The organism is cf. Phormidesmis sp. LEGE 11477, assembly GCF_015207105.1.
Classification (GTDB): Bacteria; Cyanobacteriota; Cyanobacteriia; order Phormidesmidales; family Phormidesmidaceae; genus Phormidesmis.
The window spans coordinates 41,311-68,209 of sequence record NZ_JADEXO010000018.1 but is presented as its reverse complement, the minus strand read 5'-3'; the positions used below and the strand labels follow the sequence as shown (position 1 = coordinate 68,209).

General features: G+C 49.9%; 20 protein-coding genes and 1 tRNA gene. 11 read left to right on the top strand and 10 right to left on the bottom strand.

Features of this window, described 5'->3' with window-relative positions:
* Nucleotides 1–104: 104 nt before the first annotated feature.
* A complete protein-coding gene (gap, locus tag IQ256_RS08005; protein WP_193855015.1) occupies nucleotides 105–1,172 on the bottom strand; it encodes a type I glyceraldehyde-3-phosphate dehydrogenase in 1,068 nt (355 codons plus the stop codon).
* 373 nt (nucleotides 1,173–1,545) lie between these two features.
* On the opposite strand from gap, the gene IQ256_RS08000 reads away from it, so the two are divergent.
* From IQ256_RS08000 to IQ256_RS07990, 3 genes are all read left to right on the top strand, one after another.
* Complete coding sequence (locus tag IQ256_RS08000; RefSeq protein WP_193855014.1) at nucleotides 1,546–2,322, top strand: phosphoribosylaminoimidazolesuccinocarboxamide synthase; 777 nt, start codon at nucleotides 1,546–1,548, stop codon at nucleotides 2,320–2,322.
* A gap of 228 nt (nucleotides 2,323–2,550) precedes the next feature.
* Entirely contained in the window at nucleotides 2,551–3,501 is a 951-nt protein-coding gene (locus IQ256_RS07995; protein WP_193855013.1) for a DUF262 domain-containing protein, read from the top strand.
* A 99-nt stretch (nucleotides 3,502–3,600) separates the two neighbouring features.
* Entirely contained in the window at nucleotides 3,601–4,221 is a 621-nt protein-coding gene (locus IQ256_RS07990; RefSeq protein ID WP_193855012.1) for an HNH endonuclease family protein, read from the top strand.
* Between the two features lie 24 nt (nucleotides 4,222–4,245).
* Here IQ256_RS07990 and IQ256_RS07985 read toward each other — a convergent pair whose 3' ends face one another.
* A complete protein-coding gene (locus IQ256_RS07985) occupies nucleotides 4,246–6,465 on the bottom strand; it encodes an AAA family ATPase (RefSeq protein ID WP_193855011.1) in 2,220 nt (739 codons plus the stop codon).
* 91 nt (nucleotides 6,466–6,556) lie between these two features.
* Between IQ256_RS07985 and IQ256_RS07980 the strand changes: the two genes are divergently transcribed.
* Nucleotides 6,557–8,626, top strand: coding sequence for a PAS domain-containing protein (locus tag IQ256_RS07980; protein ID WP_193855010.1), 2,070 nt, complete (start codon nucleotides 6,557–6,559; stop codon nucleotides 8,624–8,626).
* A 132-nt stretch (nucleotides 8,627–8,758) separates the two neighbouring features.
* Here IQ256_RS07980 and IQ256_RS07975 read toward each other — a convergent pair whose 3' ends face one another.
* Together IQ256_RS07975 and IQ256_RS07970 are read right to left on the bottom strand one after the other, a co-directional pair.
* Entirely contained in the window at nucleotides 8,759–9,163 is a 405-nt protein-coding gene (locus IQ256_RS07975; protein ID WP_193855009.1) for a hypothetical protein, read from the bottom strand.
* Nucleotides 9,160–9,357 (bottom strand): hypothetical protein, encoded by a 198-nt coding sequence (locus tag IQ256_RS07970; RefSeq protein WP_228024674.1) that lies wholly within the window; start codon nucleotides 9,355–9,357, stop codon nucleotides 9,160–9,162. Before IQ256_RS07970 ends, IQ256_RS07975 begins: the two co-directional genes overlap by 4 nt.
* A 245-nt stretch (nucleotides 9,358–9,602) precedes the next feature.
* On the opposite strand from IQ256_RS07970, the gene IQ256_RS07965 reads away from it, so the two are divergent.
* Nucleotides 9,603–10,826 (top strand): calcium-binding protein, encoded by a 1,224-nt coding sequence (locus IQ256_RS07965; protein WP_193855007.1) that lies wholly within the window; start codon nucleotides 9,603–9,605, stop codon nucleotides 10,824–10,826.
* Between the two features lie 77 nt (nucleotides 10,827–10,903).
* Here IQ256_RS07965 and typA read toward each other — a convergent pair whose 3' ends face one another.
* Together typA and IQ256_RS07955 are read right to left on the bottom strand one after the other, a co-directional pair.
* Nucleotides 10,904–12,697 (bottom strand): translational GTPase TypA, encoded by a 1,794-nt coding sequence (typA, locus tag IQ256_RS07960; protein ID WP_193855006.1) that lies wholly within the window; start codon nucleotides 12,695–12,697, stop codon nucleotides 10,904–10,906.
* A gap of 383 nt (nucleotides 12,698–13,080) precedes the next feature.
* Nucleotides 13,081–16,047 (bottom strand): Ig-like domain-containing protein, encoded by a 2,967-nt coding sequence (locus tag IQ256_RS07955; protein WP_193855005.1) that lies wholly within the window; start codon nucleotides 16,045–16,047, stop codon nucleotides 13,081–13,083.
* 402 nt (nucleotides 16,048–16,449) lie between these two features.
* Between IQ256_RS07955 and IQ256_RS07950 the strand changes: the two genes are divergently transcribed.
* Together IQ256_RS07950 and IQ256_RS30335 are read left to right on the top strand one after the other, a co-directional pair.
* Nucleotides 16,450–17,577, top strand: a complete 1,128-nt coding sequence (locus IQ256_RS07950) for a glycosyltransferase family 2 protein (RefSeq protein WP_193855004.1) — start codon at nucleotides 16,450–16,452, stop codon at nucleotides 17,575–17,577.
* Between the two features lie 4 nt (nucleotides 17,578–17,581).
* Nucleotides 17,582–18,544, top strand: coding sequence for a polysaccharide pyruvyl transferase family protein (locus tag IQ256_RS30335; RefSeq protein ID WP_193855003.1), 963 nt, complete (start codon nucleotides 17,582–17,584; stop codon nucleotides 18,542–18,544).
* 108 nt (nucleotides 18,545–18,652) lie between these two features.
* On the opposite strand, the gene IQ256_RS07940 is transcribed toward IQ256_RS30335, so the two are convergent.
* The 4 genes from IQ256_RS07940 to IQ256_RS07925 all read right to left on the bottom strand — a co-directional run bounded on the left by IQ256_RS07940 (nucleotide 18,653) and on the right by IQ256_RS07925 (nucleotide 23,664).
* A complete protein-coding gene (locus IQ256_RS07940) occupies nucleotides 18,653–21,193 on the bottom strand; it encodes an Ig-like domain-containing protein (protein ID WP_193855002.1) in 2,541 nt (846 codons plus the stop codon).
* A gap of 791 nt (nucleotides 21,194–21,984) precedes the next feature.
* Nucleotides 21,985–22,392: a putative toxin-antitoxin system toxin component, PIN family gene (locus IQ256_RS07935; RefSeq protein ID WP_193855001.1), complete on the bottom strand. Its 408-nt coding sequence runs from the start codon at nucleotides 22,390–22,392 to the stop codon at nucleotides 21,985–21,987.
* Nucleotides 22,392–22,631, bottom strand: a complete 240-nt coding sequence (locus IQ256_RS07930) for a hypothetical protein (RefSeq protein ID WP_193855000.1) — start codon at nucleotides 22,629–22,631, stop codon at nucleotides 22,392–22,394. The genes IQ256_RS07935 and IQ256_RS07930 overlap by 1 nt, the downstream gene beginning before the upstream one ends.
* Before the next feature lie 115 nt (nucleotides 22,632–22,746).
* A complete protein-coding gene (locus IQ256_RS07925) occupies nucleotides 22,747–23,664 on the bottom strand; it encodes an ion transporter (protein ID WP_228024673.1) in 918 nt (305 codons plus the stop codon).
* Nucleotides 23,665–23,834: 170 nt separating this feature from the next.
* Here IQ256_RS07925 and IQ256_RS07920 point away from each other — a divergent pair, with 170 nt between their 5' ends.
* From IQ256_RS07920 to fba, 4 genes are all read left to right on the top strand, one after another.
* On the top strand, nucleotides 23,835–24,962 hold the full coding sequence (locus IQ256_RS07920) for a sirohydrochlorin chelatase (RefSeq protein ID WP_228024672.1): 1,128 nt from the start codon (nucleotides 23,835–23,837) through the stop codon (nucleotides 24,960–24,962).
* A gap of 36 nt (nucleotides 24,963–24,998) precedes the next feature.
* On the top strand, nucleotides 24,999–25,259 hold the full coding sequence (gene sipA / locus IQ256_RS07915) for a regulatory protein SipA (protein ID WP_193854999.1): 261 nt from the start codon (nucleotides 24,999–25,001) through the stop codon (nucleotides 25,257–25,259).
* 150 nt (nucleotides 25,260–25,409) lie between these two features.
* Nucleotides 25,410–25,481, top strand: a tRNA-Lys gene (locus tag IQ256_RS07910).
* Nucleotides 25,482–25,760: 279 nt separating this feature from the next.
* On the top strand, nucleotides 25,761–26,840 hold the full coding sequence (fba, locus tag IQ256_RS07905; RefSeq protein ID WP_193854998.1) for a class II fructose-bisphosphate aldolase: 1,080 nt from the start codon (nucleotides 25,761–25,763) through the stop codon (nucleotides 26,838–26,840).
* Nucleotides 26,841–26,899 lie beyond the last annotated feature (59 nt).

The window sequence follows — 26,899 nt, the reverse complement described above, 5'->3', positions numbered from 1 at the left end:
CGGTAGGGGATTAGGGAACTAGGGGATTGTGAGATCAGGGAAGTGTGCCCCCATTTCCCCATTCCCCATTTCCCTACATCAAGCCAGTCAGCCCCTAAATATTCCTAGAGAGAAGCTACGATGCTGCTCGCCATCAAGGGCTCAGTTGTCAAGATGCCTTCTGTCTGCGCCATGTACAGCATCAAATCCATCACTCGGTTGGAGTAGCCCCACTCGTTGTCATACCAAGAGAGGATCTTAAAGAACCGATCGTTGAGTTCCATACCGGCTTTGGCATCGAAAATGCTAGAGCGAGGATCGCCAGTAAAGTCAGATGAAACCAGAGGTTCTTCGGTATAGCCCAAAATGCCACGCAGTTCGTTTTGAGCCGCTGCCTTCATCCGTTCGCAGATCTCTGCGTAGCTAGTTGCCTGCTCGGTGCGGAAAGTCAGATCGACCACTGAGACATCTGGTGTAGGCACTCGAACGGCCATGCCAGTCAGCTTGCCAGTCAGCTCGGGCAGTACCAAAGTCACTGCTTTAGCTGCGCCTGTGGAGGCTGGGATCAGGTTCTGGCCTGCGCCACGGCCACTACGCAAGTCTTTGCTAGAAGGGCTATCTACGGTGTACTGCGTTGCCGTAGAGGCGTGAATAGTGGTCATCAAACCCTCTACTAGGCCAAAGTTGTCGTTGATGACTTTGGCAATCGGCGCTAGGCAGTTGGTGGTACAGCTAGCGTTGGAAACGATGCGATCGCTCGCTGGATCAAACGTTTCATGATTTACCCCAACGAGGAAAGTCTGCACTTCACCAGGGCTCTTTGTCGGTGCCGAAATCACAACGCGCTTGGCACCAGCAGTGAGGTGAGCATTCGCCGTGTCATGAGTCGTAAAACGGCCCGTGGCCTCAACGACATAGTCAGCGCCAAGATCGCCCCAGGGTAATTCGGCTGGGTTGCGAATAGAGGTGCAAGGAATGAAGTGACTGTTGACGACGATACCGCCATCGCGAGTCTCGACTTCGCCAGGAAATGTACCGTGCGTAGAATCGTACTTAAGCAGATAGGCTAGCGTTTCGGGATCAACCAAGTCATTAATCCCGACAAACTCAATGTTGCTGTTATTCACAGCCGCTCGAAAAACTAACCGGCCAATGCGTCCAAATCCGTTGATGCCAACTTTTAATACAGCCATAGGGTAATTAGTGTTATAGGTCGTCGTGAATATGAGGCGAATATTCGTGTGCTGCTAGATAGCTGCGCCCTGCGGGTGAACACAGCTACGCGTGCCTGCATGGTTTACATTTCACTAGAAAAAATCTGAAAACCTCGATATTCACACTTTTCCTTCAGAGTTGAGCCATAGATGGCATCCGTGATGTAACTGAACGTAGCGGAATATACAGATTTGGTAACAATTGGCAGGTGTATACAACCTCCTAACTATGCTGTAGTTTGTACGCCGCATGGTCGCGAATGCGTTGATTTGTCTTGATTTGCCTATGTTCTAGGAAGACTCAGTCGGCTAACAGACCGCTGTTTAAATGGCTAAAAGTCTCTACTACATTATGAAGTTAACCCCCTTTGCATTCATCGGAACTAGCCTATTGACCTGGGCGCTGACCATGACCTCAGCGATGGCCAATTGCAGCGATCGCCCCGCGAGTACAGAATGGTATGGCCCGGTTATGGCGGCGCACTTTCAGCAGATCAGCACTAATCCCCTCTACCCAGAGCCCGGCGTCTTTGATCGCATTGAAGGGAGCGATATTTACCTGACTGACCGCTTTGATGCGCTAAGGGGCGATCGCAAGCGTTACGTTATCGGTAGCCTATTGCGTCCAGACTTCTCTGACTATTTGACTAGCGAAGAACTCGAAGCCAAGTACCAGGGCCCTGGCAGCGAAGGGATCGGCACCTGGCCCTACGATATTGTTGCCAGCGACGGTCGCAATGTGCTGGAGGTGTACGACGGCTGCACCACATTCACGCTACTTACTGAGCGAGACAGGTTCAATCTTTATTTCAGTCGCTATTATGAAAGTAATCGAGATACGTCTCAAGGCGAAATGCGTAACGCTGGCCAACCTAGCTGGCGACAGGTCAATTTTTCGATCACTGCTGAAGCCGAAAAAGCGGTTCGACTAGGCTTTTGGAATTCTGTTGGCTACGACAGTCAGGGTTGGTGGATTGCCTGGGTGCCAGAGCAGGGCCATTTTGAAGTGATTGTGCCCAGAAACTTCGACTACGAGAAGCTCCAGCGTTACTGGCTAGTGGCCGATCAGCGCTATCGCTATGTTGTGGTACGAGAAGATGGTACACAACTCGGAATAAAGGAGCTTTAGTCAGCTCGATAATACAATATAGCCGAGGCATCCAGCGTAGCAATCCAAGCTTTATGCTCTGACATGGTGATAGAGCTCCACTTAAATACTTGAGGTAGATCTATGTGCCTTTTTTACAAATTAGGTAGCGATTTGTCCGCTTTCGTAGATGTTCAAGCTATATTATGATGCCTTGTGTGTTACCTAAAGATTGGGTAATTGTTGAAGACACACGGTAAAAGAATCAAGATGGAAGCCTCCCCAGCCAAAGTTATTCAGTACTTCAATGGGGAAAAACAGAACCTCATCCCTCTTTTTCAGCGGCCATACACATGGACGCAAACAAACTGGCAAACACTCTGGGACGATCTGCTTGTGCAGTACGACATGGGTGATAGTGGCACCCATTTCATGGGTGCAATCGTGTCAGTGCCTGCTCGTAGTACCCCTGTGGGTGTAAGTAAATATCTCATTATTGATGGGCAGCAGCGACTTACGACTATCTCAATACTGCTTTGTACCTTACGTGATGTCCTAGATAATAATTCCGCCTCACGAATACAAGAAGTTTACCTGACCAATCGATTTCGTGAGCCAGAGGACACTCTGAAATTCGTTCCAACACAAGTAGATCGAGACGCTTATCGATTGATTGCTTTAGACCGAGAAGTTCCGCCTAAAGACAAGAATGTTCAAATATCCTCTGCATATCACTTCTTCAAGAAAAAACTGATCAACAGTATTGACCTAAATGGTGATTCCGTGGAACCAGCCAAAGTTCTGACGGTCTTGGAACAATGCCTTCAAGTAGTGATGATCAATCTGAGTGATGATGATGATCCATATCTAATATTTGAGAGTTTGAACTTTAAAGGAGAGCCACTTACTCAAGCCGATCTGGTAAGAAACTACTTACTGATGCGCTTTCAGCACTCAATTTCTGCTGGTGGTGAACAAGAACGGGTTTATCTGAAGTATTGGGTACCAATGGAAGAGACCTTGAAGTCAAACCTGACTGAATTTCTGCGACATTACACGATGAAGGACGGAGATAATATAAAAAAGGGTGGCATCTATGCAGCTATAAAGACAAAGCTGAAAGATATGGATTCTGCGGAAACAGTTGAGCTGGAAGTTCAATCTATGCGGAGATTCGGAGGTTTTTACGAAAAGATCCTTTTCTCTGAGAAAGAAGAATAACCTAATATTCGAGAAAGCCTAAAAAACATCAGAGACATCAAAGTAACCACTTCCTACCCACTCTTACTGCGACTGTTTGATGCTCGTTCAAAGGAAAAGATGGCAGACGAAGAATTCGGTGAATCTCTTAAGCTGGTAGAATCTTTCGTTGTAAGAAGGTCTGTTTGCGGAATACCCACAAATCCACTTAACAAGCTATTCATTCAACTAGCTAGGAACTTGCCAGATAAAGATTGCTTCTCGTGGTTACAGCATTCTTTATCTGCTTTAAGTGGTTCTAGCCGATTTCCTAAAAATGCCGAATTTTCGTCCGCTTTTGTGAAAGGACCACAATACGATGGAAGGGCCACCACTCGTTTCATCCTTTGTCGCATTGAGAAATTCTTTGGCCATAAAGAAATTGTAGATCTCTCGACAGCGACAATAGAGCACGTCATGCCACAGACGTTGAGTCAGGAATGGATAAAGGAATTAGGTTCAGAGGCCGAAGACATCCACACTAGATTAGTCCATACTTTTGGGAACTTGACACTTACTGCATACAATTCAGAACTTGGAAACCTCCCATTTTCAGAAAAGAAAACCAAACTAGAAAATACCCATATAGAGTTAAGTCGTAGTATTCTGCAAAAAGAAAAATGGAGTGCAGCAGAGATTGAAGAACGCGCAGAGAGCTTACTTCATATAGCTAATAGAATATGGATGTCTCCATCGGAGTAGTCAAATTGAAAAGCATTGTGTAGCCTAAGCGTGCTTTGCTTCTATGAATGCGATGTCGCGTGCCCATGATACGTTTTTATTGTCGAAGTGCGAGCTAAAGTAGTTTCGAAGATGCACAAGGTCAGAAGAGGAAACCCCTTGGGCGGTGAGGCGATTGCAATACTTTCCTCCTTCTCCTAACCATCTTTTCAGAAGTGCCGAAGTAATCAGCACCTCAGTCTTGAAATTGCTAACTTCTATCTCACAGTTAAAATTAGACTGTTCAAAGTAGCACTGCAAGTCAGTCACATTCCAGTTCACCATTGGATCATCAGGATTGTTGAACAAATAAGATTCGGCACTGAGAAGCTGAGCATACAGTGCAGGCTCTAGTTCTGATTTGATCAATAAATCCGATAATCTTTGAGCGCGAGAAGGAATGGATTCAACGAGAACAATTATTCCATTCGGACACAATAACTGGGAAAATTGTTTAATCGCAGCGTGTTTATCACCTATTGCTATCAATGCATTTCTTCCAACAATGCCATCAAAGATGATTTCAGCAGATTGCTCTTTCTTGATCGCTTCTAGCCAGTCAAAATTTTGCAGTTGAATCACTCTTGGTCTAGAAAGTTCTCCTAACATTTCAGATTGTTCGGTCAGGGCGCTATATGCTTTAGCTGTATGCACACAACTATAGACACCGCCTTCTGGGACTTGGCGAACAGCTTCCCAAGTGAGCAGACCGGTGCTGGCGTTGAGATCTAGGAGGACATGGTGGCGTTGAGGATTGAGCCGGGTAAAAATGCGATCGCGCACTTCTCCTAACTGCTCACCTAAAACGCCCGTTGCCCGCTGTAGCCATCTATCTTGCTGCTGATCTAACGGCCCATAAGTCAGCGCTTCTGGCATCGAGCGTTCATTATTTTGTTCAACCAGCGCCGCTAGCTGGGCCTCTCTCCTTCTGGCCACCTGCGTTTGAATCTGCGCCTCGTAGCCCTGGTCAGACGGCTGATAAAACACCTGCCCCTGTAAGCTACCTGGCAAATACTGCTGCGCTACCCAATGATCGCGGTAGGCATGTGGATACAGATAGCCTGCGCCGTGACCAAACCCTTTTTTATCTCTGGTCGCATCTCGCATCGCATTGGGCACATCGCCTTCTCGCTCTGCTTCCACCGCTGCTAGCGCGTCAAAAAATGCCATCGCACTGTTGCTTTTTGGCGCTGTCGCTAGATACAGCGTCGCCTGCGCCAGCGGATAGCGCCCCTCTGGCATTCCCACCCGGTCGAACGCCGCCGCGCAGCCCGTCACCACTACTACCGCATTCGGATCGGCCATGCCCACATCCTCTCCAGCCAATATCACTAGCCGCCGAAAGATATAGCGCGGATCTTCTCCGGCATACACCATCCGCGCCAGCCAATACAGTGCCGCGTCTGGATCAGAGCCTCGTACACTTTTGATAAAAGCGCTGATGATATCGAAATGAGCATCGCCTTCTTTGTCATACAGCACTGCTCGCTGCTGAATCGAATCTTCGGCCACAGGCAGCGTAATCCGAATCGCCTTATCACTATCAGCAGATGTTGTCTCTACGGCTAGTTCCAAAGCGTTCAATACCGTTCGCGCATCACCGTTGGCCACATTTACCAAATGCTCTAGCGCGTCAGTATCGATCTGAATATTCTGTTCTCCATATCCTCTTTTAGGAGCATTCAATGCCTGTTGAACAATTGCCCTTAGATCGTCTGCGTTCAAAGGCTTGAGCTGAAACACGCGAGAACGGCTGACCAGTGCCTTATTGACTTCAAAGAAAGGATTTTCGGTCGTCGCTCCGATCAAAATCACCGTGCCATTCTCTACCCAGGGCAGCAGCGCATCCTGCTGCGCCTTGTTGAACCGATGCACTTCATCGACGAACAAAATCGTCCGTCGGCCAAACTGACCGCGATGGGTTTGAGCCTGTTCAATCGCTGCCCTGATGTCTTTGACACCGCCTAGCACAGCATTGATCGCGACGAACTGGGCCATTGTTGTGTTGGCAATCACTCTAGCCAGGGTGGTTTTGCCCGTGCCCGGCGGCCCGTAGAAAATAAGTGACGAAAGCTGATCGGCCTGAATGGCGCGGCGCAGCAGGCGACCGGGGCCGATGATGGCGTCTTGACCGACAAATTCGTCTAGCGATCGCGGCCTCATCCTCGCGGCCAAAGGTGCTTCTGATTCGCTCAGTTGCTGATGCCGATGCTCAAAGAGATCCATCAGAATGCCCTCATACCTCCCCAAAGATCAGACAGCCTCACATCTGGTTTGGGCATATTCGTAATGTCAGAAGAAAGCCGTTTGAAAGCAGATGAATGAAGTCATATCCGCCAGCAGCCCCTCTATCGATTCTACCGCTAGCAAGCCACCTCTTCTAGATCCCGGCGCGTTTTATCATGCCCTGTGGACTATGTCAGAGCACAGGATGTATGCGCTAGAAGTGATAGACGATGGTGCGGACTTTCGCTTCATCGCCTTCAATCGGGCCTGCGCTGCACAGAGTCCTGTCCCAGTTGAACAAATTAAAGGCCAGCGGCTCAGCGCAGCGTTTTCTTCTGATGTTTTTGGTCTCTACCAAAGACACTACAGCAACTGTGTCCGTACTCGTCAGGTAGCATCTTTTGAAGAAAAGCTAGCTATTGGCGAGCATACAACCTACTGGCAACTGACGGTGTATCCACTCCTTGCCCCCACCGGTAAAATTACTCAGCTAGTCGTCAGCTCTACCGATATCACCCAGAAGAAACAAGCTGCATTAGCGCTCACAGAATCACGCCAGCTTTTGCAACAGGTGATCAATACAGTTCCGGCTGCTATTTTTTGGAAAGACTGCGACAGTCGCTATCTAGGCTGCAACCAAACTTTTGCAAACATAGCTGGCAAGAATGATATTGAAGAGCTAGTGGGTAAGAATGACTATGACCTAGTTTGGAAAAAGGAAGAATCTGACTGGTTTATCGAGTGCGATCAGCGCATTATGAAAGCAGACCAGCCAGAGATTGACATTGTTGAACCTCAGCTTCAGGCCAATGGACGCCAAGCCTGGATCAAAACCAGCAAAATTCCTCTCCACGACGCCAGCGGCAAAGTGAATGGGCTTCTAGGTATTGTTGAAGATATCACCGATCGAAAAGAAGCAGAAGAGACCAAGAACAGACTGCTGGCTATCTTAGAGGCAACGCCAGATGTCATCAGCATCACTGATGCACAGGGAAATCATCACTACCTGAATCAAGCAGGGCAGCGCATATTTGCGGTTAATACGCCCCAGCAAATCGCATCGCTAAAACTAAGCGATCTGATGCCTTCAGACGTTGCTGATAGACTGATCACCATTGCTTTACCCCAGGCAGAGCGCCAGGGCATTTGGGCCGGAGAATCTACTATTCGAGACCATCGGGGCATTGATATCCCCGTCTCTCATGTGATTGTTTGTCATCAAGTCAAAAGCGGTGAGGTACAGCATTTTTCTTCGATTATGCGAGATATTAGCGATCGCAAAGCTAATGAAACCACTCTCAAAGCTCAATCAAAAGAACTAAGCCGCGCACTGCAACAGATTCAGCGGACCCAAGCCCAGATTATCCAGGCTGAAAAAATGTCTGGTCTAGGTCAGATGGTCGCTGGCGTCGCCCACGAGATCAACAATCCAGTTAACTTTATTCACGCCAATCTAAAACCGGCAACTAGCTATATTCAAGATCTATTAGAACTAATCGATCTCTATCATGAAACCTATCCAAACGCATCGCCTAGCATTAAAGAAACGCTAGGCACAATAGAGCTTGACTTTATTCGAGAAGATCTGCCTAAGCTGCTAGGGTCTATGTCCATGGGTACTCAGCGAATTCGAGAGATTGTTCTTTCTCTGCGTAACTTCTCACGGCTAGATGAATCTGAAGTCAAAACCGTTAATTTGCACGATGGAATCGACAGTACCCTAGTGATCTTGAACCATCGGTTCAAATCAGACAACGCGCATACCCAAATTCAAGTGGTCAAACAGTATGGAAACCTGCCTTTGGTTGACTGCTATCCTAGCCAGATCAATCAGGTCTTGATGAACATTTTAAGCAACGCCATTGACGCCTTAGAGAAAGTAGAAGATCCTACTATCACGCTGATCACAGAAGCTCAAGAAAACACTGTTAGCATTCGTATTCGAGACAACGGTTCAGGCATTCCCCTAGCAGTTCAATCCCAAATCCTCAATCCGTTTTTTACCACCAAAGAAGTCGGCAAAGGCACTGGCATGGGCATGCCAATCAGCTACCAGATTATCACTGAAAAGCACAACGGGCAGATGAACTTTACCTCAGAAGAAGGAAAAGGAACAGAATTTTGCCTTTCCCTTCCCATTCATCAGCCAGGTAATACGTGACTACTTCTTAGGCAAGCAAAGTCACGTTCGTCGGTCGCTAGAGCAGAGTCAAGCGTAATCTCCTGCTGCGTATAGGTCTCTTGCGCTTCACTCGTCCATAGCGCTTGGAGTCCTGCCCAGGTGTTGTCCAGCTTATGCGCCGCTACCCCCAGCACCCAGCACAGAAGTGGTGCCAAACGTGCCGACGCCTGTGGGCACTATCGCCATACCCAACGCAGTCTCACCTACACCGCCAAGCGCTTGCAAGCTACCCGCAACCCGATTCACCGTGCTTTCGTTCTCAGCTAACCATTCCGGTACATCCTCGGTGACAAACTCGACGGTCGTCCCTTTTGGATCTTCGGCAAACGCTACGACGCCCTCTCGAACAGCAGCGCCGATATCTATCGCACTATCCCAAGTATCAGTGGCGACTGCTGTTAGATCTTCGCGGGTGTCAGAAACAGCGTCTACTGTCGTGTCCCAGCTATCGGTAGCGTGATCGCCCCAACTTTCCCAGGCATCGCTCGTCACCTCAGTCAGAATCTCAAGTGTCATTCTAGGTATCGGACTATTGTGTAACTAGCGACTCTAGACGTGCTGTCAGCTAGGTCGTTACCCCTGTGCAAAGTTGCGTTTACAGCAAGCGATCGCATCACCCACATGGCCCAGTTTTCAATCGGCGTTAGCTCACCTGCATACGAGCCGCTGCTGCCAGTATAGATCGCCTTGCCCATCGCTTGTTGAGACAAGCGGCATCATCACAAGCCCGGTTTCAACAGGCGTTAGCGTATTCCCGGACTAACGGAAAGATCGACAGTCACACCGTCACACCACCGTAGATAGGCGTAATAGTCGACTATCTAAGAAGGGGAAGTTGCCAAGAGAACTTCTCGCGGTAATATATCTTGAGAATGATAACCGTTATCAAAACATAGTCTTTTTCTTTGAGTACACCTCCGACTCTTTTACTCCCTCATACACCTCATCAGACACCATGTTCACCAACGCTAACCTTCAGTCCCCCAACGAAGAAACCACCTTCACCTTCGACTGGACCGGCCAAATCGCAGGTGCCAGCATCGCCGGCAACTTCAGCTACGACCCCAGCCAAACCTACGAGGGCGGCATCGTCCGCGAAGAAAACCTCACCGAATTTGACGTTTCCTTCTTCGCCCCCGACGGCACTCTCCTACGCACCTACGAAGACAACCATCTTACCTTCGACCAGTTCAACTTCGCCTTCGACACCAACACCCAAGAAATCCTCCAAGACGGCTTCTTCTTCGGGCCAGAAGGTATCAACATCGGCGAAAAAACCTCCATCGGCGATGGCTTCAGCGGTTTCAACTTTTGGTCGCGCCCCGAACTAAACCCGTTCGGCGAAGTGCCTCCACCGCACGTCCACTTTGACGACTGGGCCAACGAATTCGACCTTCCCCTCGGCTATCGCGCCCACGAAGATGTCGCCTTCTTCACCCTTACCACCCAGGAACTGCTCGACACGGGCGGTGTCGGCGATGCCTACGCCGACCAGCTCACCAACCTAGATGAAGTCGGAGCACGCATTCAGGTCGAGCTAGCACTGAGGATAGGCACCAACGCCGCCGATACCCTCCTCGGCGACACTGCTGCCAATACCATCAATGCCCTCGGTGGCGACGACATCGTAGCAGGCAACCTTGGCGACGACATTATCACCGGTGGCAAGGGCGACGACATTCTGCGCGGCGACTTCAATAATCGCTCTCCTCAAGACAACATCATGGGCGGTAATGACATCATCTTTGGCGGTGAAGGGAGCGATCGCATCGGTGGCAAGTCCGGCAACGACATCCTCAGCGGCGACGACGGCGATGACTTCATCTGGGGCGACGACGGCGACGACAACATCAGGGGCGGCACCGGCAACGACACGCTCGTTGGCGACAACTTTTCTAACGGCAGCGGCAGCGATCTGTTTGTCTTTGGCAGTGGCGATGGAACAGATACCATTCTCGACTTTGAGGTCGGCATCGACCGGATCGGCCTCGTCGAAGGTGAATTGTTGCTTACTGACTTGACGCTGACGCAAGACGGAGCGAATACCCTGCTGGGCATGACGAGTAGTGGCGAAACTCTAGCGATTCTTAACGGCGTACAGGCGTCGGCGCTGACGGAAAGTAGCTTTGCGATAGTTGCCGATGTCTCAACCCCGGAAGAGACAATGGCTTTGATCTAAACGCTACAGCTTAGCCGCCGTCAGAAACTGTACGGCGGCTAAGTTTTTCTTACTCTACTAGCGCTATCTACTTAAATTTACCGCTTGGCCAGCTTTTTCTTACCAACCTTCCGCAGTCGAATCGACTCTGGCGTTACTTCGACCATTTCGTCAGGGCCGATGTACTCTAGCGCTCGCTCTAGGCCCATCTCCATCGGCGACTGTAGCTGAACGAGTTCATCGCCGGATGCCGCCCGGTGGTTGGTGAGCTGCTTGGCCTTACAGATGTTGAGTTCTAAGTCTTGAGGACGGTTGTTCTCACCGACAACCATGCCCTTGTAGACCTTGGTACCCGGCTCAATAAAGAATGTGCCTCGATCTTCTGCGTTCTTCAGCGCGTAGAAAGTGGCCACGCCTTCTTCAAACGAGATCAGCACGCCATTGCGACGAGTCTCAATATCACCCGACATCGGACGGTATTCTAAAAAGCTGTGGTTCATGATGCCCGCGCCCCGAGTCACACGCATGAATTCGCCCCGAAAGCCAATCAGTCCCCGAGCTGGCACGACAAACTCTAGCTGAGCCCGCCCGTCGCCTGACACCATCATGTCCTGTAGTTCAGCTTTACGCTGGCCCAAGCGCTCCATGCAGCCGCCTACGGCTTCTTCGGGCACGTCTAGGACTAGTTGCTCGTAAGGCTCACACGGAGATCCGTTCACTTCGCGATAGATTACCTGCGGCTGTGAAACTTGGAACTCGTAGCCTTCACGGCGCATGGTCTCAATCAAGATACCAAGGTGCAGTTCACCTCGACCCGAGACGGCAAAGCGATCGGGAGAATCGGTGGGTTCTACGCGCAGGGCCACGTTGGTTTCTAGTTCGCGAAAGAGGCGATCGCGCAACTGACGAGAGGTCACAAAATCACCCTCTTGTCCCGCAAACGGCGAGTCGTTCACTGCAAAGGTCATCTGCAAAGTGGGCTCGTCTACCTTGATTAGCGGCAGCGCCTGTGGATCGCTAGCGCAGGTGATCGTTTCACCGATGTTGGCATCCGCAAAGCCTGCGACAGCGACTAGGTTACCGGCAGTCGCTTCTGGAATCTCCACTCGCGATAGACCTTGAAAGCCCATCAGCTTCGAGATTTTACTTTTGACGATTTTGCCATCTTCTTTGACCAGGGCACACTGCTCACCCTGACGAATGGTGCCGTTGTGAACCTTACCAATTACAATCCGGCCCAGGTAGTCAGAATAGTCGAGCGTGGTCACCTGAAGCTGCAGCGGCTTTTCAGGATCGCCTACTGGGGGAGAGACGTGATGAATAATCGACTCGAACAAAGGCTTCATGTCTTTGTCTTCGTCTTCCATTTCGTCTTTAGCAAAGCCAGTTAGACCAGAGGCAAACAGATACGGGAAGTCGCACTGGTCATCGTCTGCGCCTAGCTCAATGAAAAGATCCAACACTTTATCGACAGCGGTGTGGGGGTCCGCTCTGGGTCGATCGATCTTATTAACTACAACAATCGGACGCAGCCCTTTTTCTAACGCCTTCTTCAGCACAAAGCGAGTTTGGGGCATCGGCCCTTCGTTGGCATCCACAATGAGCAAACAGCCATCGACCATGCCCAGCACCCGCTCAACTTCGCCGCCAAAGTCCGCGTGACCCGGCGTGTCAACAATGTTGATTAGCGTTTCGCCGTAGTACACCGCTGTGTTTTTCGACAGAATCGTGATCCCTCGTTCCCGTTCCAAATCGTTTGAATCAAGGACACAAGTAGGCACCGCCTCGTTGTCGCGGAAGATGCCAGATTGCTCCAGCAAAGAATCGACAAGGGTCGTCTTACCGTGGTCTACGTGGGCGATGATAGCGACGTTACGGATGGGAAGGCTCATAGGGAGTCTCAAAGGTTGGCTGAATAAATAGGCTTAGATAAGCTCTGAAAGCTGACAGCGCAGTTGTCGAATATGGCGCTGAATAGAGGCTGTTCTAAAAGTTACAACTTCTGCAATAAAGGTTTACCAATTGTAACGTATGCGATAGCGACCCAACGCAGCTACGGTGGCTAATTTGCCTAGGTCGTAGAATAAAGGCTGTGACGCTGCTTTTGAAAACGAGTCAAAGCCTTATGCAGTCGGCAAAGTCTCTACTGAATTCAGTCGGCAAAGATAAAAAGTCGAAAAAGAATAATGGCCTGATCTAGTCGCGACAGATCAGGCCATCTTGAGGGTATTGCCATTGCAGGCAGCTAAAAGCCGGGGTCTATAAAGGCAGAGGTCTATACAGTCACGAATGTATCGGCGGTGAGCCCGGTCGTGTCTACGCCTGTCAAAACAGCTAGCGTCTGCTCCCCAAACAAGATGCTTTCACCCTCAAAGGAGAGTGAGCCTAACGTCAGACCGTCTGCCAAGCCAATGAAATCACGTTCGATCTCAAAGTCCACAATCGTATCGGTTCCTTCTCCAGCGGCTAGCACAAAGGTATCAGCCCCTTGTCCGCCAGAGAAGTCATCGCCAGTCAGCGTATCGTTGCCGAGGCCGCCGCGCAGGATGTCGTCACCGTCGTCGCCCCAGATGCGATCGTCATCGTCACCGCCAAAGAGCGTATCGTTACCGCCTTTGCCACCAATGCGATCGCGCCCTGCGCCCCCAAAAATCACGTCATCATTACCAACGCCGACCTGAGACTTGCGTGAGTTCAAATCTCCACGCAGCACGTCATCACCGCTACCGCCAAAGATAGTATCTGCGCCCAAGCCACCCGCAATCAGATTATTCGCATCTACTAGCACTTCCGCCGTACCAGACGCTGTAACCGTCAAACTATCGGCAGTTCCAGTAACAGTCACCTCATTGGTCACCGTTAGCTGTTCACCAGAAAGTGTATCTGCGCCAGGGGTGCCTAGTACCGTGGCATCCGTCCTAGATACAGCGGCTTCGTACGTGACGATAACAGACTCCCCCGCTGCCAGAGTTTGACCCAGTAGCTGACTCGCACCGTCAGACCCACTGTCTACAGCCTCGCTGAGGGTGACTGCAACTTCACCTGTATTGACCACTTCTACTTGATAGACGGCAGGTTCATCTCCTGCCAAATCTTCTTGAGTACCAAAGACGCCATCGCCATTAGCATCTACTAGCTTCTCAACCTGAAGCGATGGTTCCGCTGGCGGCGGGTCGATTGGATCGACGCTAATTGAAACGGTTGCCGTATCGCTCAGCTCACCGTCACTAATTTCGTAGGTGAAGCTGTCTGAACCGCTGAATCCATCACCGGGGGTATAGCTGAAGCTACCGTCAGTATCTAGAGAAAGTACGCCTTCACTCACATCGTTTACTAGTGTGGCAACAAGCGTATCGCCATCAGGATCGCTGTCATTAGTCAGCACATTGCCCTGAACGGCTATGTCAGTCTGCGTAGTAAAGCTGTCTGCTACCGCACTAGGTGCATTGTTAGTGGGCGGTGGGTCGATTGGCTCGATGCTAATTGAAACGGTTGCCATATCGCTCAGCTCACCGTCACTAATCTCATAAGTGAAGCTGTCTGATCCGCTGAATCCGGTGTCGGGCGTGTAGGTGAAGCTACCGTCACTGTCTAGAGAAAGCACGCCTTCACTCACATCGTTTACTAGTGTGGCAACAAGCGCATCGCCATCAGGATCGCTGTCATTAGTCAGCACATTACCCTGGACAGCGACATCAGTCTGAGTCGTGAAGCCATCGGCTACTGCGCTAGGCGCGTTATTGCCCGGTGGCGGCTCGCCCTGACCAAAGACCACATAGGCTAGGCCCGCCGTTCTATCGTCTGGGTCGGCTGTGATGAAGTCATCAATGCCGTCGTTATTAAAATCGCCAATGCCGCTGACCTGCTTGCCGGCTTGCTTGAATTGCTCAGAAAAGCGAAAGCCGTTGTCGCCATTGAGATCGGCAATGTCTAGCGAACCGCTTTGGCCAATGTCGTCACTGCCAAACACCGCATAGCCAAAAGGAGAGAAAACGCTGCCGACTAGCAGATCGGCAATGCCATCGCTGTTGAGATCGCCCGCGCTGCTGACTGAATTACCAAACTGGCTGAAATCATTTTCTCCGTTGATGACAAAGCCATCGCTGCCATCGAGCTGACTCACGTCTAAAAGACCCGTTTGACCTAGTCTGCTTTGACCAAACACGACAAAGCTGCGACCTTCTGGGTTAGCACCGCCATTTGCTGAGGCGGGTGCGCCGACAATAAAGTCGTCAATGCCATCGTTATTGATATCCCCTGCACCGCTGATGGAACGACCAAAATCGCTGCCGCCTAGAAAGTCGTCGCGATCGCTTTGCAGTACAAATCCCTCAGTGCCATCCAAACTAGACAACGTGATCGCGCCATCGCTGCCGACATCACTGCCGCCAAAGATTACATAGCTCTCTCCCTCTCCTGTTGGCCTATTGGCGCTGATAATAAAGTCATTGACGCCATCCCCATTGACATCACCCAGACCGCTAACTGCCCTACCCGAAGCGCCCAAAAGATCGGCAACGCCTTCTAGTACAAACCCATTCGAGCCATCGAGATCAAGTGTGTTGAGCAGCCCATCGCCCGCAATATTATCGCTGCCAAATACTACATAGCTGCGGCCATCGAACCCGCGTCCACCGGTCGCAAACGCCCTAGGCGCACCCACAATAAAGTCATCAATGCCGTCAGCGTTGATGTCGCCGACGCCGCTGACCGCTGAGCCTAGAGACTCACTGAATCTGTCATTGCTTGCAAAGGTGAACCCGTTGCTACTGTCGATCTGGTCTGCAACCAGTTGCCCGTCGAAGAAGTTTGTGCGATCGCCGCCAAACAGAATCTGAACTTGCCCTTTCTCAGCCCCTGGCGTGCCAATTAGCAAATCATCAAACCCGTCATTGTTGATATCGCCCGCGCCGCTCACAGAAGCACCCAGATTATCCAAGTTGGCCGCGCCATAGAGCGTAAATCCGTTCGTGCCATCAAGCGCAGAAACGTCAAAACTACCGTTCTGCCCGACCTCACTGCCGCCAAAGATGACATAGCTTTCGCCCGTCGAGAAAGACAAGGAATTATCCAGGCCATTGCTACCGGCGTTGCCAATGATCAGATCGTCAATGCCATCGCCGTTAAAGTCACCCGCGCTGCTCAGCGATCTGCCTAAGTCATCGCCGCTATTTAGACCTGGGATCTTGAAGCCATTCGTACCGTCTAGGTTGCCGAGATCAAAATCAGAATCAAAGCTCATAGTGTTCAAGGTGAGAATTTCAAAGTGAGAAGTTGTAGCCGAAGCTACTTATCAATATTTCTCGATAGCTTTGGGCTATTCACTGTTTGCAGAAATCTGGCGGGCTCTAGCAGAGTAAGCTTGTAACGATCGCTATACTGCTTAGCCAGACGCCTAGGCCGAGCAGCCCCAATGAATGATGAAGCTGCCATCACTATTGAATCAAAACTCAATGAAGACTTGAACAGATTGACAACTTCAATGAACTGTCCGTTAGTCTGTCTGGTAATCTGCTAATAGGATTGATTTTCAACAAGCCTTTAGGCGTTGGGTCATTCTAAGATCAATGCCGATAAGCTCAATATGTAAGCCCAATATGCCGCTTTGCCTTCTTTCAAACATTGGACTTCTTTCAAACAACTGATGTACAGACAACAGACGCCCGAGATCGAACGAGTGTTAAACGGATATCAAGTGGGCAGATCTCTCTTGCGATCGCTCTGCATAGCGGCTTCTATACTTTCCCCCCAAAGCGCCCTGCGTTTGTTGTCTCTACAGCTTCTGGCGCGGCGAGAGCACGGCCCTCAGCGCATAGCCACCTGCGCTCAGTCAGCGGTTGTGCTGTGCGTGGTTAAAGATGGGGAAAGTTTGGTTCAAGCATTCATCGATCACTATCTAGCGCTGGGGTTCAATCATATTTTCTTTTTGGATAATGGCTCTACGGATAGAACCGTAGAAATCATAAAATCTAACCCAAAGACAACCGTATTCTCTTCTCTCAAACCCTTTAGAAAGCACTTTGTTGTTTTCAAGAATTTTTTGATCAAAACCTGCGGGCGCGGCCACTGGTGTGTAGTGGCTGATATCGATGAGTTTCTACAGTTTCCGCTGGGCAAATCGCTGGCCGATGTGCTGTCATATCTCAATCGTCACAGATATGATGCTGTCTGCATCCAGATGCTAGATATGTTCTCGAAAGCAGGCATACCACTTTCAGAGCAGCAAAACGTTTGGCCATTAGAAAGTTTGAGATCCACTTTTCGCTACTACAACATCGGCGATATGAAGCAAGAACGCTACGTGCGTCGGTTTCAGCCGGACATTTACCCCCGGCTAAAGCTGTTGTACGGCGGCATTCGCAAAATAATCTTTGGCCGAAACTGTTTTCTCACCAAAGAAGCCATGTTTTTTGCCCACCCCGGCACGCGGCTCAAATCTTCCCACATGCTGAACTATGCGAGGCGGGCAGACTTCTCTGCGATCTACTTACACTACAAGTTTGTTGAAGATTTTTATGCGAAGGCACTCGCCGCCGTCGCCGCTGAGAACCACTGGCGTGATAGCGCTGAATACAAAGCCTATCTCACCGTTTTGAAAGAAGCCGTATCGAATCAGCAAACAGTGCTCTCACTATGGCGATCGCACACCCACGAACTCCAGTCAATAGACGAGCTGATTGAGGCTGATTTTCTGGTTGTCTCCGAGCGGTTTCGCGCGGCGGCGGCTCAGTCTGTAGCTACGCCCGTGTTGGCATCAAAGCTAAAGGTATAGCCGCGTGAAACTTTTTTACTATCAGACGCGATCGCCTGCCAACAACTTTGGAGACGCGCTCAATCCCTGGCTGTGGCCGAAGCTACTGCCTGAGCTAGATGATAACGAAAAGAGTCTCTTTGTCGGCATTGGCACTCTGCTCAACGACGCGACGAAGAAATTAATGAGCCAGGCAGAAACTGCTGTTTTTTTTAGCACTGGCGCTGGCTATGGGAGAAGCTTGCGTTTTGAGCCGCCACCAAATTGGAAGATCTACTGCGTTCGCGGGCCGCTTTCAGCCAAGCAGCTAAATTTACCAGAGGCATTAGCCATTACAGACGGCGCGGTCTTGCTCAAGCGCTACTTTGCTCCTGTTGGCGAGGCCGATCGCCGCTATCCATTCTCTTATATGCCCCACTTTCGCCACGGCAGTCCTCACCTATTTCAAGCCGTTTGCGAAAGAGCTGGAATTCACTACATTGATCCAACTGGAGAGATTGAAGCAGTGGTCGCCGATATTTCGCAAACTAAGGTATTGATCAGTGAGGCAATGCATGGTGCGATCGTAGCCGACACGCTCAGAGTGCCGTGGATACCCGTGCGAACGAGTCCTAGAATATTGCCTTTCAAATGGCGAGACTGGTGTGCGTCAATGCACTTGCCCTATCGCTATCAGGTGATTAAGGGAGCAAACTCACTTTCCCGTGCTGATTTTCAGTATTCTATTCGGCCCTATCTACAGGGTCAGTCGTCTGTAGCGGCGCTGTTCGATGGTTTTAGGATGAATAGTTTTTCTAGTGTTTTTGAGAATTCTGTTAGATCGGGCAAATTGAAAGGGATGAAAGAAAGAAAGCTAGATAGCTTAAGTGCTCAGCTGATCTCGATTACTCAACAGACGCCGTTTTTGAGCTGCGATCGCCATCTAGAAAGTCAGGTCGTCAGGCTAGAAGAATGCTTGGCCAAACTGAAGCGAGATCTGACCTGCTGAGCGAGATCTGGTCTGCTATCAGTAGCTCGCCACAGACTGCACCTGCAATGAAGACCTAAGAGAATTTGAATATAGCGGGTACCGAACACGTCCGGTACCCGCTAGTCACTACACTGGAACGAACGAGGTTGCCGTCAGCGCAGTAGTATCTACCCCTGTCAGTATGGCCAGCGTTTGATCATCTAGTGAAATCGTTTCACCGTCAAAAGAGAGTGAGCCTAGCGATAGACCATCGGCCAAGCCAATGAAATCACGATTGATCTCGAAGTCCGTGATCGTGTCGGTGCCTTCGCCATCGGCTAGCACGAAGGTATCAGCCCCTTGCCCGCCAGAGGAGTCATCGCCTGTGAGGGTATCATTGCCCGCGCCACCTCGGATGATATCGTCGCCGTCGTCGCCCCAGATCTGGTCATCGTCATCGCCGCCGAAGAGAGTGTCGTTACCGCCTTTGCCGCCAATGCGATCGCGTCCCGCCCCGCCAAAGATCACGTCATCGCCACCAATGCCAACTTGAGACTTACGCGAATTGAGATCGCCCCGTAAGATGTCGTCACCACCACCACCATCGATAGTATCTGCGCCCAATCCGCCCGCAATCAAATCATTCGCATCGACTAGTGTTACTGCTGTACTGGAGGCAGTAGCGCTCAAACCACCATTCGACGCGGAGACAACCACTTCATTCTCCGCTGGTAGCTGTTCACCAAAGAGGGCGTCTGGCCCATTGGTGCCTATCGTTGTCGCATTAGATCTAGAAACGGACTCCTCATAGGTCACCGTGATAGACTCGCCCGCTGCCAGGGTTTGGCCAACTAACTGGGCTAGCTCAGCAGGACTAGCTGCACTGTCGGTGGCTGCATCAATAGTGATGGCCACATCGCTGGTGTTAACCACTTCTACCTGAAAAGTGACCTGTCCACTATTGGCCTCGACTTCTTCAGTGCCAAAAACGCCATCGCCATTGCCATCTACTAGTTTCTCTACCGTCAGAGTCAGCTCAGATGGCGGATCGATGATTGGCTCGACCTCAACGGTCACCGTTGCGCTGTCAGTCAGCTCGCCATCGCTAACCTCGTAGGTAAAGCTATCTTCGCCGCTAAAGCCTGCGTTGGGCGTGTAGGTAAATGAACCATCCGCATCTAGATCGAGCTGGCCATTGCTGACATCTGTTAGTACCGTTGCAGAAAGATCGTCGCCATTAGGATCGCTGTCATTGCTGAGAACGTTCCCATTGACAACAACATTCTCATTAGTGTTAAACGAATCGTCTACTGCGTCAGGTGCTTGATTCGCGTCGCCGATAGGTAGCACCGACAGCTCAACGGTGTCTGTATCTGTGCCAGTATCATCGTCGCTAATAGAAGCAGAAATAGTCACAGGGCCATCTTCTGCGTACAGATGATCAACGCTGAAGCTGACCTCACCCGTTGCTGCATCAACCGCAGTCACAGTGAATTCGCTGCCGTCACTAGTCGAAGAAACAGAATCTCCTACGCTGAGATCGCCGATAGTAGATAAGGCAAATTCTGCGCTAGTGCCATCGCCCCAATCGATAGTTGCTGTATAGGTATCGAGCGTACCAGGATCGGTGAACATCCCAGTTAGTGTCAATGTGCTGTTCTCGTCAATGTCACCTAGCTGGTCAAGCTCAATGTCTGGAGCAACATTGTTGATTGTAATCGTAGACGAGCCAGAGTCCCGATTAACATTCGAACTGACACCTGCGAACACATCTAATAATTCTTGAATATCCGTGAACTGTACAGCATCAGGGTCTATAACTTGCAAGCTTGATAGACGCGAACCAGTTCCTACACCAAAAGCTCTAAGATTCTGTCCAAGTGTATCTCTAATAGTTTCGCTTTCTAAAGCGCCACCGGAGCTGAATCCATCCGACAGAAAAATGACGCTACCACCTCCAGGAGCAGTCCCGGCAGTCTCAACAGCTGTAATTGCTTGCTGCAACCCTGCGCTGAAGCTAGTAAAACCCCCACTACTGAGTGAATCTAATGCCTGTTCTACATCTAGAACACCATCGTTATCTACGTCCGCACTCGGCGTAGTGAACGTCTGTACACCATCAGTAACAGGGTCTAGATCGAGTAGCACTCCAATGCTGTTATAAGCTGAGATCGAAACCTTAGCAACATCTCCTAATCCTCTGTCAATCAAGTTTTGATTAAGCGCCCTGAATGCGGCAATCTCTGCTTGTAAGATAGAGTCACTACGATTTGAGATAGTCTCGATAATACCGTCACCATTGACATCTATTCCAGAGGAACTAGATGTGCTTCCCGACCTATCAATAACGAAGACAGCATCTGTTCCTGATAGAACTTGCTCTGTTGCTTCAATATCAATATCATAAACATCGAATGGCGTTCCAGAAGGATCGTCATCGAAGTACAGGTTTGGGATGGCAAACTCGATAATGCCATCACCCGCTACTTGGTCAGCGCCTGTACCGTCATCGCTCACAGTGAATAGCTGTGCGGGCGTAGGAGCAGAGAGATCACCAAAGTCGATTGATAGGCTAACATCACTACCTGAAACGCCTAGTCCAACAATGCTGCCTGTAATAGAGGCGATGCCATTTTCGTCAATGGGCGAAAGGGCATCTAGCAACAGTTCAAAAATATCTGTATCCATTTTCGCCTCGTAAAAATATAGTTTTTCTAAACTGAGAGTCAGCAACAATCAAAGTCGAATAGAAGACGATCAACAAACGCGAATTGGAGGCACGCTCTTTCACTGAACGCAAAACAGGCAGCACAGATATTGCTTAAGAAACCAGTGTTCAATAAGCTAGTATTCAACTTGTTGAATACTGAGGCGGCTATGCGTTAGACGTAGCGTTCGGAATATGTACTGCGATCACGTCTAAAAAATATATGCAAGAAAAATGGCAAAAATACATTAATGCAACAATGTTCTGGCACAGATCAACTGAAACGGTTCAGGTTATTTAGATGTTCGCGAGACTCGGAGTATCGACTGCACTAGCTAGAGAACATCGAAGGTTCATCTAACAGCTACAGACAAGTTAAAATACGCTCTAAAGTGTGTCTACTGTGAACAGTCAGGAGACACTATATTCGGAGAACTCTGTTAAATACGGCTGTTGATTCATCTTCTCTAAAAATTAAGCTATCTCGTATCAACACCCTTTGATATGTTGTGGCGAAAGTATTCCTTGCGCCAACATATTTGTTATATCACTGTCATTAGTCAGATGTCAGTATATTTACGGTCTGTATTTACAAAGCTTCAATGAAGCACGTTGATCGCTTCTGCCGTTTCTGCATTTTTGGGAAGTCCGCGCCACAGCGACGGCAGTAGCGAGCGTCTCTTTCGTGACCGATCAGTTCACAGCGATCGCACACCCTAAGCCTCTGTCATCAACTAGACAAACACGTAGCAAAATTAGAGCGAGCTATCCATCAATCCAATAAATCAACAAACTCCGTCGCCTTCACAATTGCAATACTCTGATAGCTTTTCAACGCCAATAGATGCTTGTCCCCTGTAACGATATGAGTCGCATTGCCAACCACCGCAGACTCTATAACCATGTCATCATCTGAATCATCTGGAACTGCTTTGAGGGTTCCAGCAATCTCCACTAGCCGGGAAAACCCACGTATCTCATCTACTGCCATTTGTGTCATCTCTTCGGAGAAGTTAAACTTCATGAGCAGCTTCTCGGCAAATTCGTCTAAAATCTCTTGGCAGGTCACAGATTTGACCTTGCCTATCTTCGCAAAAGCTAAGCACTGAAATGGATTGCCGTTGGTAGAGAGCAGAGCAGATAGCAAAATGTTGGTGTCAAAAACCGCGACGCATTGCATTAATCTTCATGCACCACGCTATCGATAAAGAGTTCACGCTCTTCTTCTGTCATAGCATCCCAGTTATGCCCTCGCTCGTCAGCAGCTAATCTAGCTTTACTAGCCCCATACTGGGATAACGATGCCCATGTTCCCCACTGTTGGAGAAGCAATAGCCTGAACACCTCAACCTGTTGCTGGGCTGGCAACTGTTTGACCAGCTCGACAACCTGCTCATTGCTAAGGGTTACTGTTGGCATCCTTCACCTTAAAGTCTTAATCAGTGCCTTTATTGTAGGCAAAATACGCTCTCGGTCTATGAAGGTATTATCGAATCGTAGCGTTTGAGGAAAGGCATCTTCCATAGCTCTAATTTTATAGAGTATCTGTATGCTGTTCGTTCGTAAGTACTTTAGCTGCCTCTGTGCTTTTGGGCAATTCTGCGCCACAGCGACGGCAGTAGCGAGCGTCTCTTTCATGGCCAATTAGTTCACAGCGATCACACACAACCAGACTAGACCCTCGCACTTTAGTGAACTGCTGAATGAATTCACCTACCTGTGTCGGGATCAACGCAATGCCTGTCATGATCATCATGATGGTCAGCCCTCTGCCTAGCTCTGAAGTTGGGGTGATATCGCCAAAGCCCACTGTGGTCATCGTGACCACGGAGAAATACACCGCATCTAAAAAGGTGCCAAAGTTTTCGGCGTTGACCTGATGCTCTGCTTGGTAGATTGCGCCTGAGTAGATAAAGACGATGGAACATAGGGTGAACAGAATTTTGGCTAGGATCAGACTCTCGTAGCCGTTCATTCGGTTGAACCAGGCTTCTTGCTCAAAAAAGCGAGCAAGTCGTAAGATTCGCAGCCATCGAATCAATCGTAGAAATCGAATATCTAGCGAGCTCAACAGGAATGGCAAGACGGCAAGCAGATCAATCAGACCGTAGAGACTAAAGAAAAACCGGAGGGGTCGTTTGGCAGACCAGAGCCGCACAATATATTCAATAGTGAAGAGCGTGAGGATGACCCGATCGGCAAGTTCGATCCCTAGCCGCAGGCGACTGGGGAGAGGGTAGGTTTGCAATGCAAAGAAGAATGCGGATAGCAAGATTAGAAGCGCGATCGCACTATTAATTACCAGCCCTGTCGTCGACGCTCTGCCGCTGATGGCGATTCTCACCCGCTCGCGCACGGTTTGTTGAGGGAAAGGTTGCTGAGGTGAGTCTAGCTGAGATGACGTCTGCTCAGGCGTCATCTGATCGAGTAAGGGTTGCTCTTGTGAAGTCATGTAGCGAGCCTATCAAATATTTTTTCGCAGGCGATAAAATCACTAAGTCCGCAGAACATCTTCGATATCTCTTCAGATACCTACTGTTTAGGAACACCTAAAGCGTTAGCCACTAACCTAAAGCGTTAGCCACTAACGGAGCCTAGCGTAGGGAACTTTGAAAAATTTATATGGCTTTCATTCAAACATCTGACACGCTAACTACCCAAGCTTCACTATTAAATCCATCGACGGTATCCCCAGCTACGGCATCCCTAGCTACTCCGGCTAAAGCTACCCTGACTAAAGCTACCGTCAATAGCGCTCCAGATGATAGCAGCCTCGTTCAGCCAATTAAGCTCGCCGCGCTACCCATTCAACGACCGCTGCTGATGGTAGGCCATGGCACCCGCAATCCTAAAGGCCGCCAAGACCTGATTGATTTTGCCAAGATCTATCACCAGCTAGACCCCTCGCGGCCAGTCATTCCCTGCTTTCTAGAACTCACTGAGCCCAGCATTCAAGTCGGCGTAGACCAGTGCATCGAACAGGGCTACACCGATATTTCGGTCTTGCCCATTCTGCTTTTCGCCGCGCGGCACAACAAATTTGATGTCACCAACGAGCTAGACAGGGCTAAAAAACGACATCCAAAACTGACCTTTCACTACGGTCGTCACTTTGGCATTACCCCTGCCATTTTGGATCTGTGGAAGGCTCGTCTAGCGCTGTTAGACACCCCCGAGAACAATCCCAACGGCATCACCCGCGAAGAGACGACTTTACTTTTCATCGGTCGAGGCTCTAGCGATCCTGATGCCAATGGAGATGTTTGTAAGCTCGCTCGTATGGTCTGGGAGGGCAGCGGCTATCAGACGGTAGAAACCTGCTTTATCGGCATCACGCACCCTAGACTAGAAGAAGGCTTTCGGCGATCGCACTTCTACCAGCCCAAGCGCATCATTGTCCTGCCCTACTTCATGTTTACGGGCGTGCTAATGGAAAAAATTGGTGCGATCGCAGCCCAGCAGCAAGCGCTTACGCCCGAGGTCGAGATTATCACCCTGCCTGAAATGGGTATCCATCCTCAGCTATTGCAAGTGCTGCGCGATCGCGAAATCGAAACCCAGCTTGGTCAAGTCGCCATGAACTGCGAAGCGTGTAAATTTCGCCTGGCCGCCAAAGAAGACACTAATCATGGGCACGGGCACGGCCACCATCACGGTCACGCTCATCACGGGCACAGCCACGATCATTCCGCCCCCGATCCCTATGCCCAACCCGAAAAATACCATCAGCGTATCTGGCAAGTGCCATAGGGTAAAGTCAGAAGTACAGTCATCATCCATACTCCAATGCCCTCCGCTTTCAACGTCGGCGATCGCATTCGCCTCCATACTCGCCCGCCCTACCTCAAAAGCGCCGAAACCATGCCCATGCTGCGCCCCCCCGATTTAGTTGAAGTGGGTGAAGAGGGCACTATCTTGACTCGCCAGCCCGGTGGCTATCTAGGCGTTCGGTTTGCGCGCGGCAAATTTCTAATCGACGCCCAGTACATAGAGCCTGTTGAATCGCCAGCCGAGTCCTCTACCGATCTTGAATCATCGCCGGAGTAGCTGTTACAGCTGCGAACAAAACTGCGGGCAAAAATTGCCTTTCAAAAAACTTGCGATTGCGTGCAGCACGTGTGATACATTTATAACCCGTGCGGGAGAGAAAAAACTGCTGTAAACACCCCACGACAGCAGGTATCTGGCCGCAAAGAGGGGTCGCTAGCTCAGTGGTAGAGCATTCGGCTTTTAACCGACTGGTCCTGGGTTCGAATCCCAGGCGACCCATTTTTTTCTAATTACTCTGCTCCTAATTACTCTGCCTAGAGAGAAAACCATCATCAATCGAAGAACGCTACGCAACCTTTGAGCGCGCGGCGTTTTTTCGATTTTTTTTTGTGTTCCTGCCGACATAACTCAGCACTCTTAGCAAAACAAATCGTCAGAGGTTTATGTTTTGACTTACTATTAAATTGATAAGAACCTACACCTATCGCAACTTTAGGTAACACTTTAGATAAAGCAGGTGGGTTGACCATCTCGCAGACAAAATTAGGAGGATATGGAATGGCGCTGGTACCTATGCGGCTGATGCTTGATCACGCAGCCGAAAACGGTTACGGGATTCCTGCATTCAACGTAAACAACTTAGAGCAGATCCTGGCAATTATGCAGGCTGCTGACGAAACAGATAGCCCAGTTATCTTGCAAGCTTCACGGGGCGCACGGAAGTACGCAGGCGAAAATTTCTTGCGCCACCTGGTGATGGCAGCGGTTGAGACCTACCCTCATATCCCTGTCGTTATGCACCAAGACCACGGCAACGGCCCAGCGACTTGCTATTCAGCGATCCGCAATGGCTTTACTAGCGTGATGATGGACGGCTCGCTCGAAGAAGATGCTAAAACACCTGCAAGCTTCGACTACAACGTCAACGTCACTCGCGAAGTCGTAAAAGTAGCGCACGCCATTGGTGCGAGCGTAGAAGGTGAGCTAGGCTGCCTCGGTTCGCTCGAAACTGGCCAGGGCGAAGCAGAAGACGGCCACGGCTTTGAAGGCAAGCTCGATAAGGATCAGCTATTGACTGACCCTGAAGAAGCCGCTCAGTTTGTAGAAGCGACTCAGGTAGACGCCCTAGCGGTTGCTATCGGCACTAGCCACGGCGCGTACAAATTTACTCGTAAGCCCACTGGCGAGATCCTCGCAATCGACAGGATTGCTGAGATTCACAAGCGTCTGCCAAACACTCACTTGGTCATGCACGGCTCTTCTTCTGTGCCGCAGAAGTGGCTAGAGATGATCAATGCTCACGGTGGTGCGATTCCTGAGACTTACGGCGTACCCGTCGAAGAGATCCAAAAAGGCATCAAGAACGGCGTTCGCAAAGTGAACATCGACACCGACAACCGTTTGGCCATCACCGCTGCGATTCGCGAAGCGGCTGAAGCCGATCCGAAGAACTTCGATCCGCGTCACTTCCTCAAGCCTTCTATCAAGTATATGAAGCAGGTTTGTACTGACCGCTATGAAGCTTTCGGCACTGCTGGCAATGCTTCTAAGATCAAGCAAGTCGGCGTTGAAGTGTTTGCGGCTAAGTACGAAGCGGGTGAACTAGATGCCAAAGTCAAGACGGCTGCTGCTGTGTAATCAACTGATCGCTCTGGTTATTGGCCTGATCGATTGATTGCCTGCTAGTCAAATTCAAG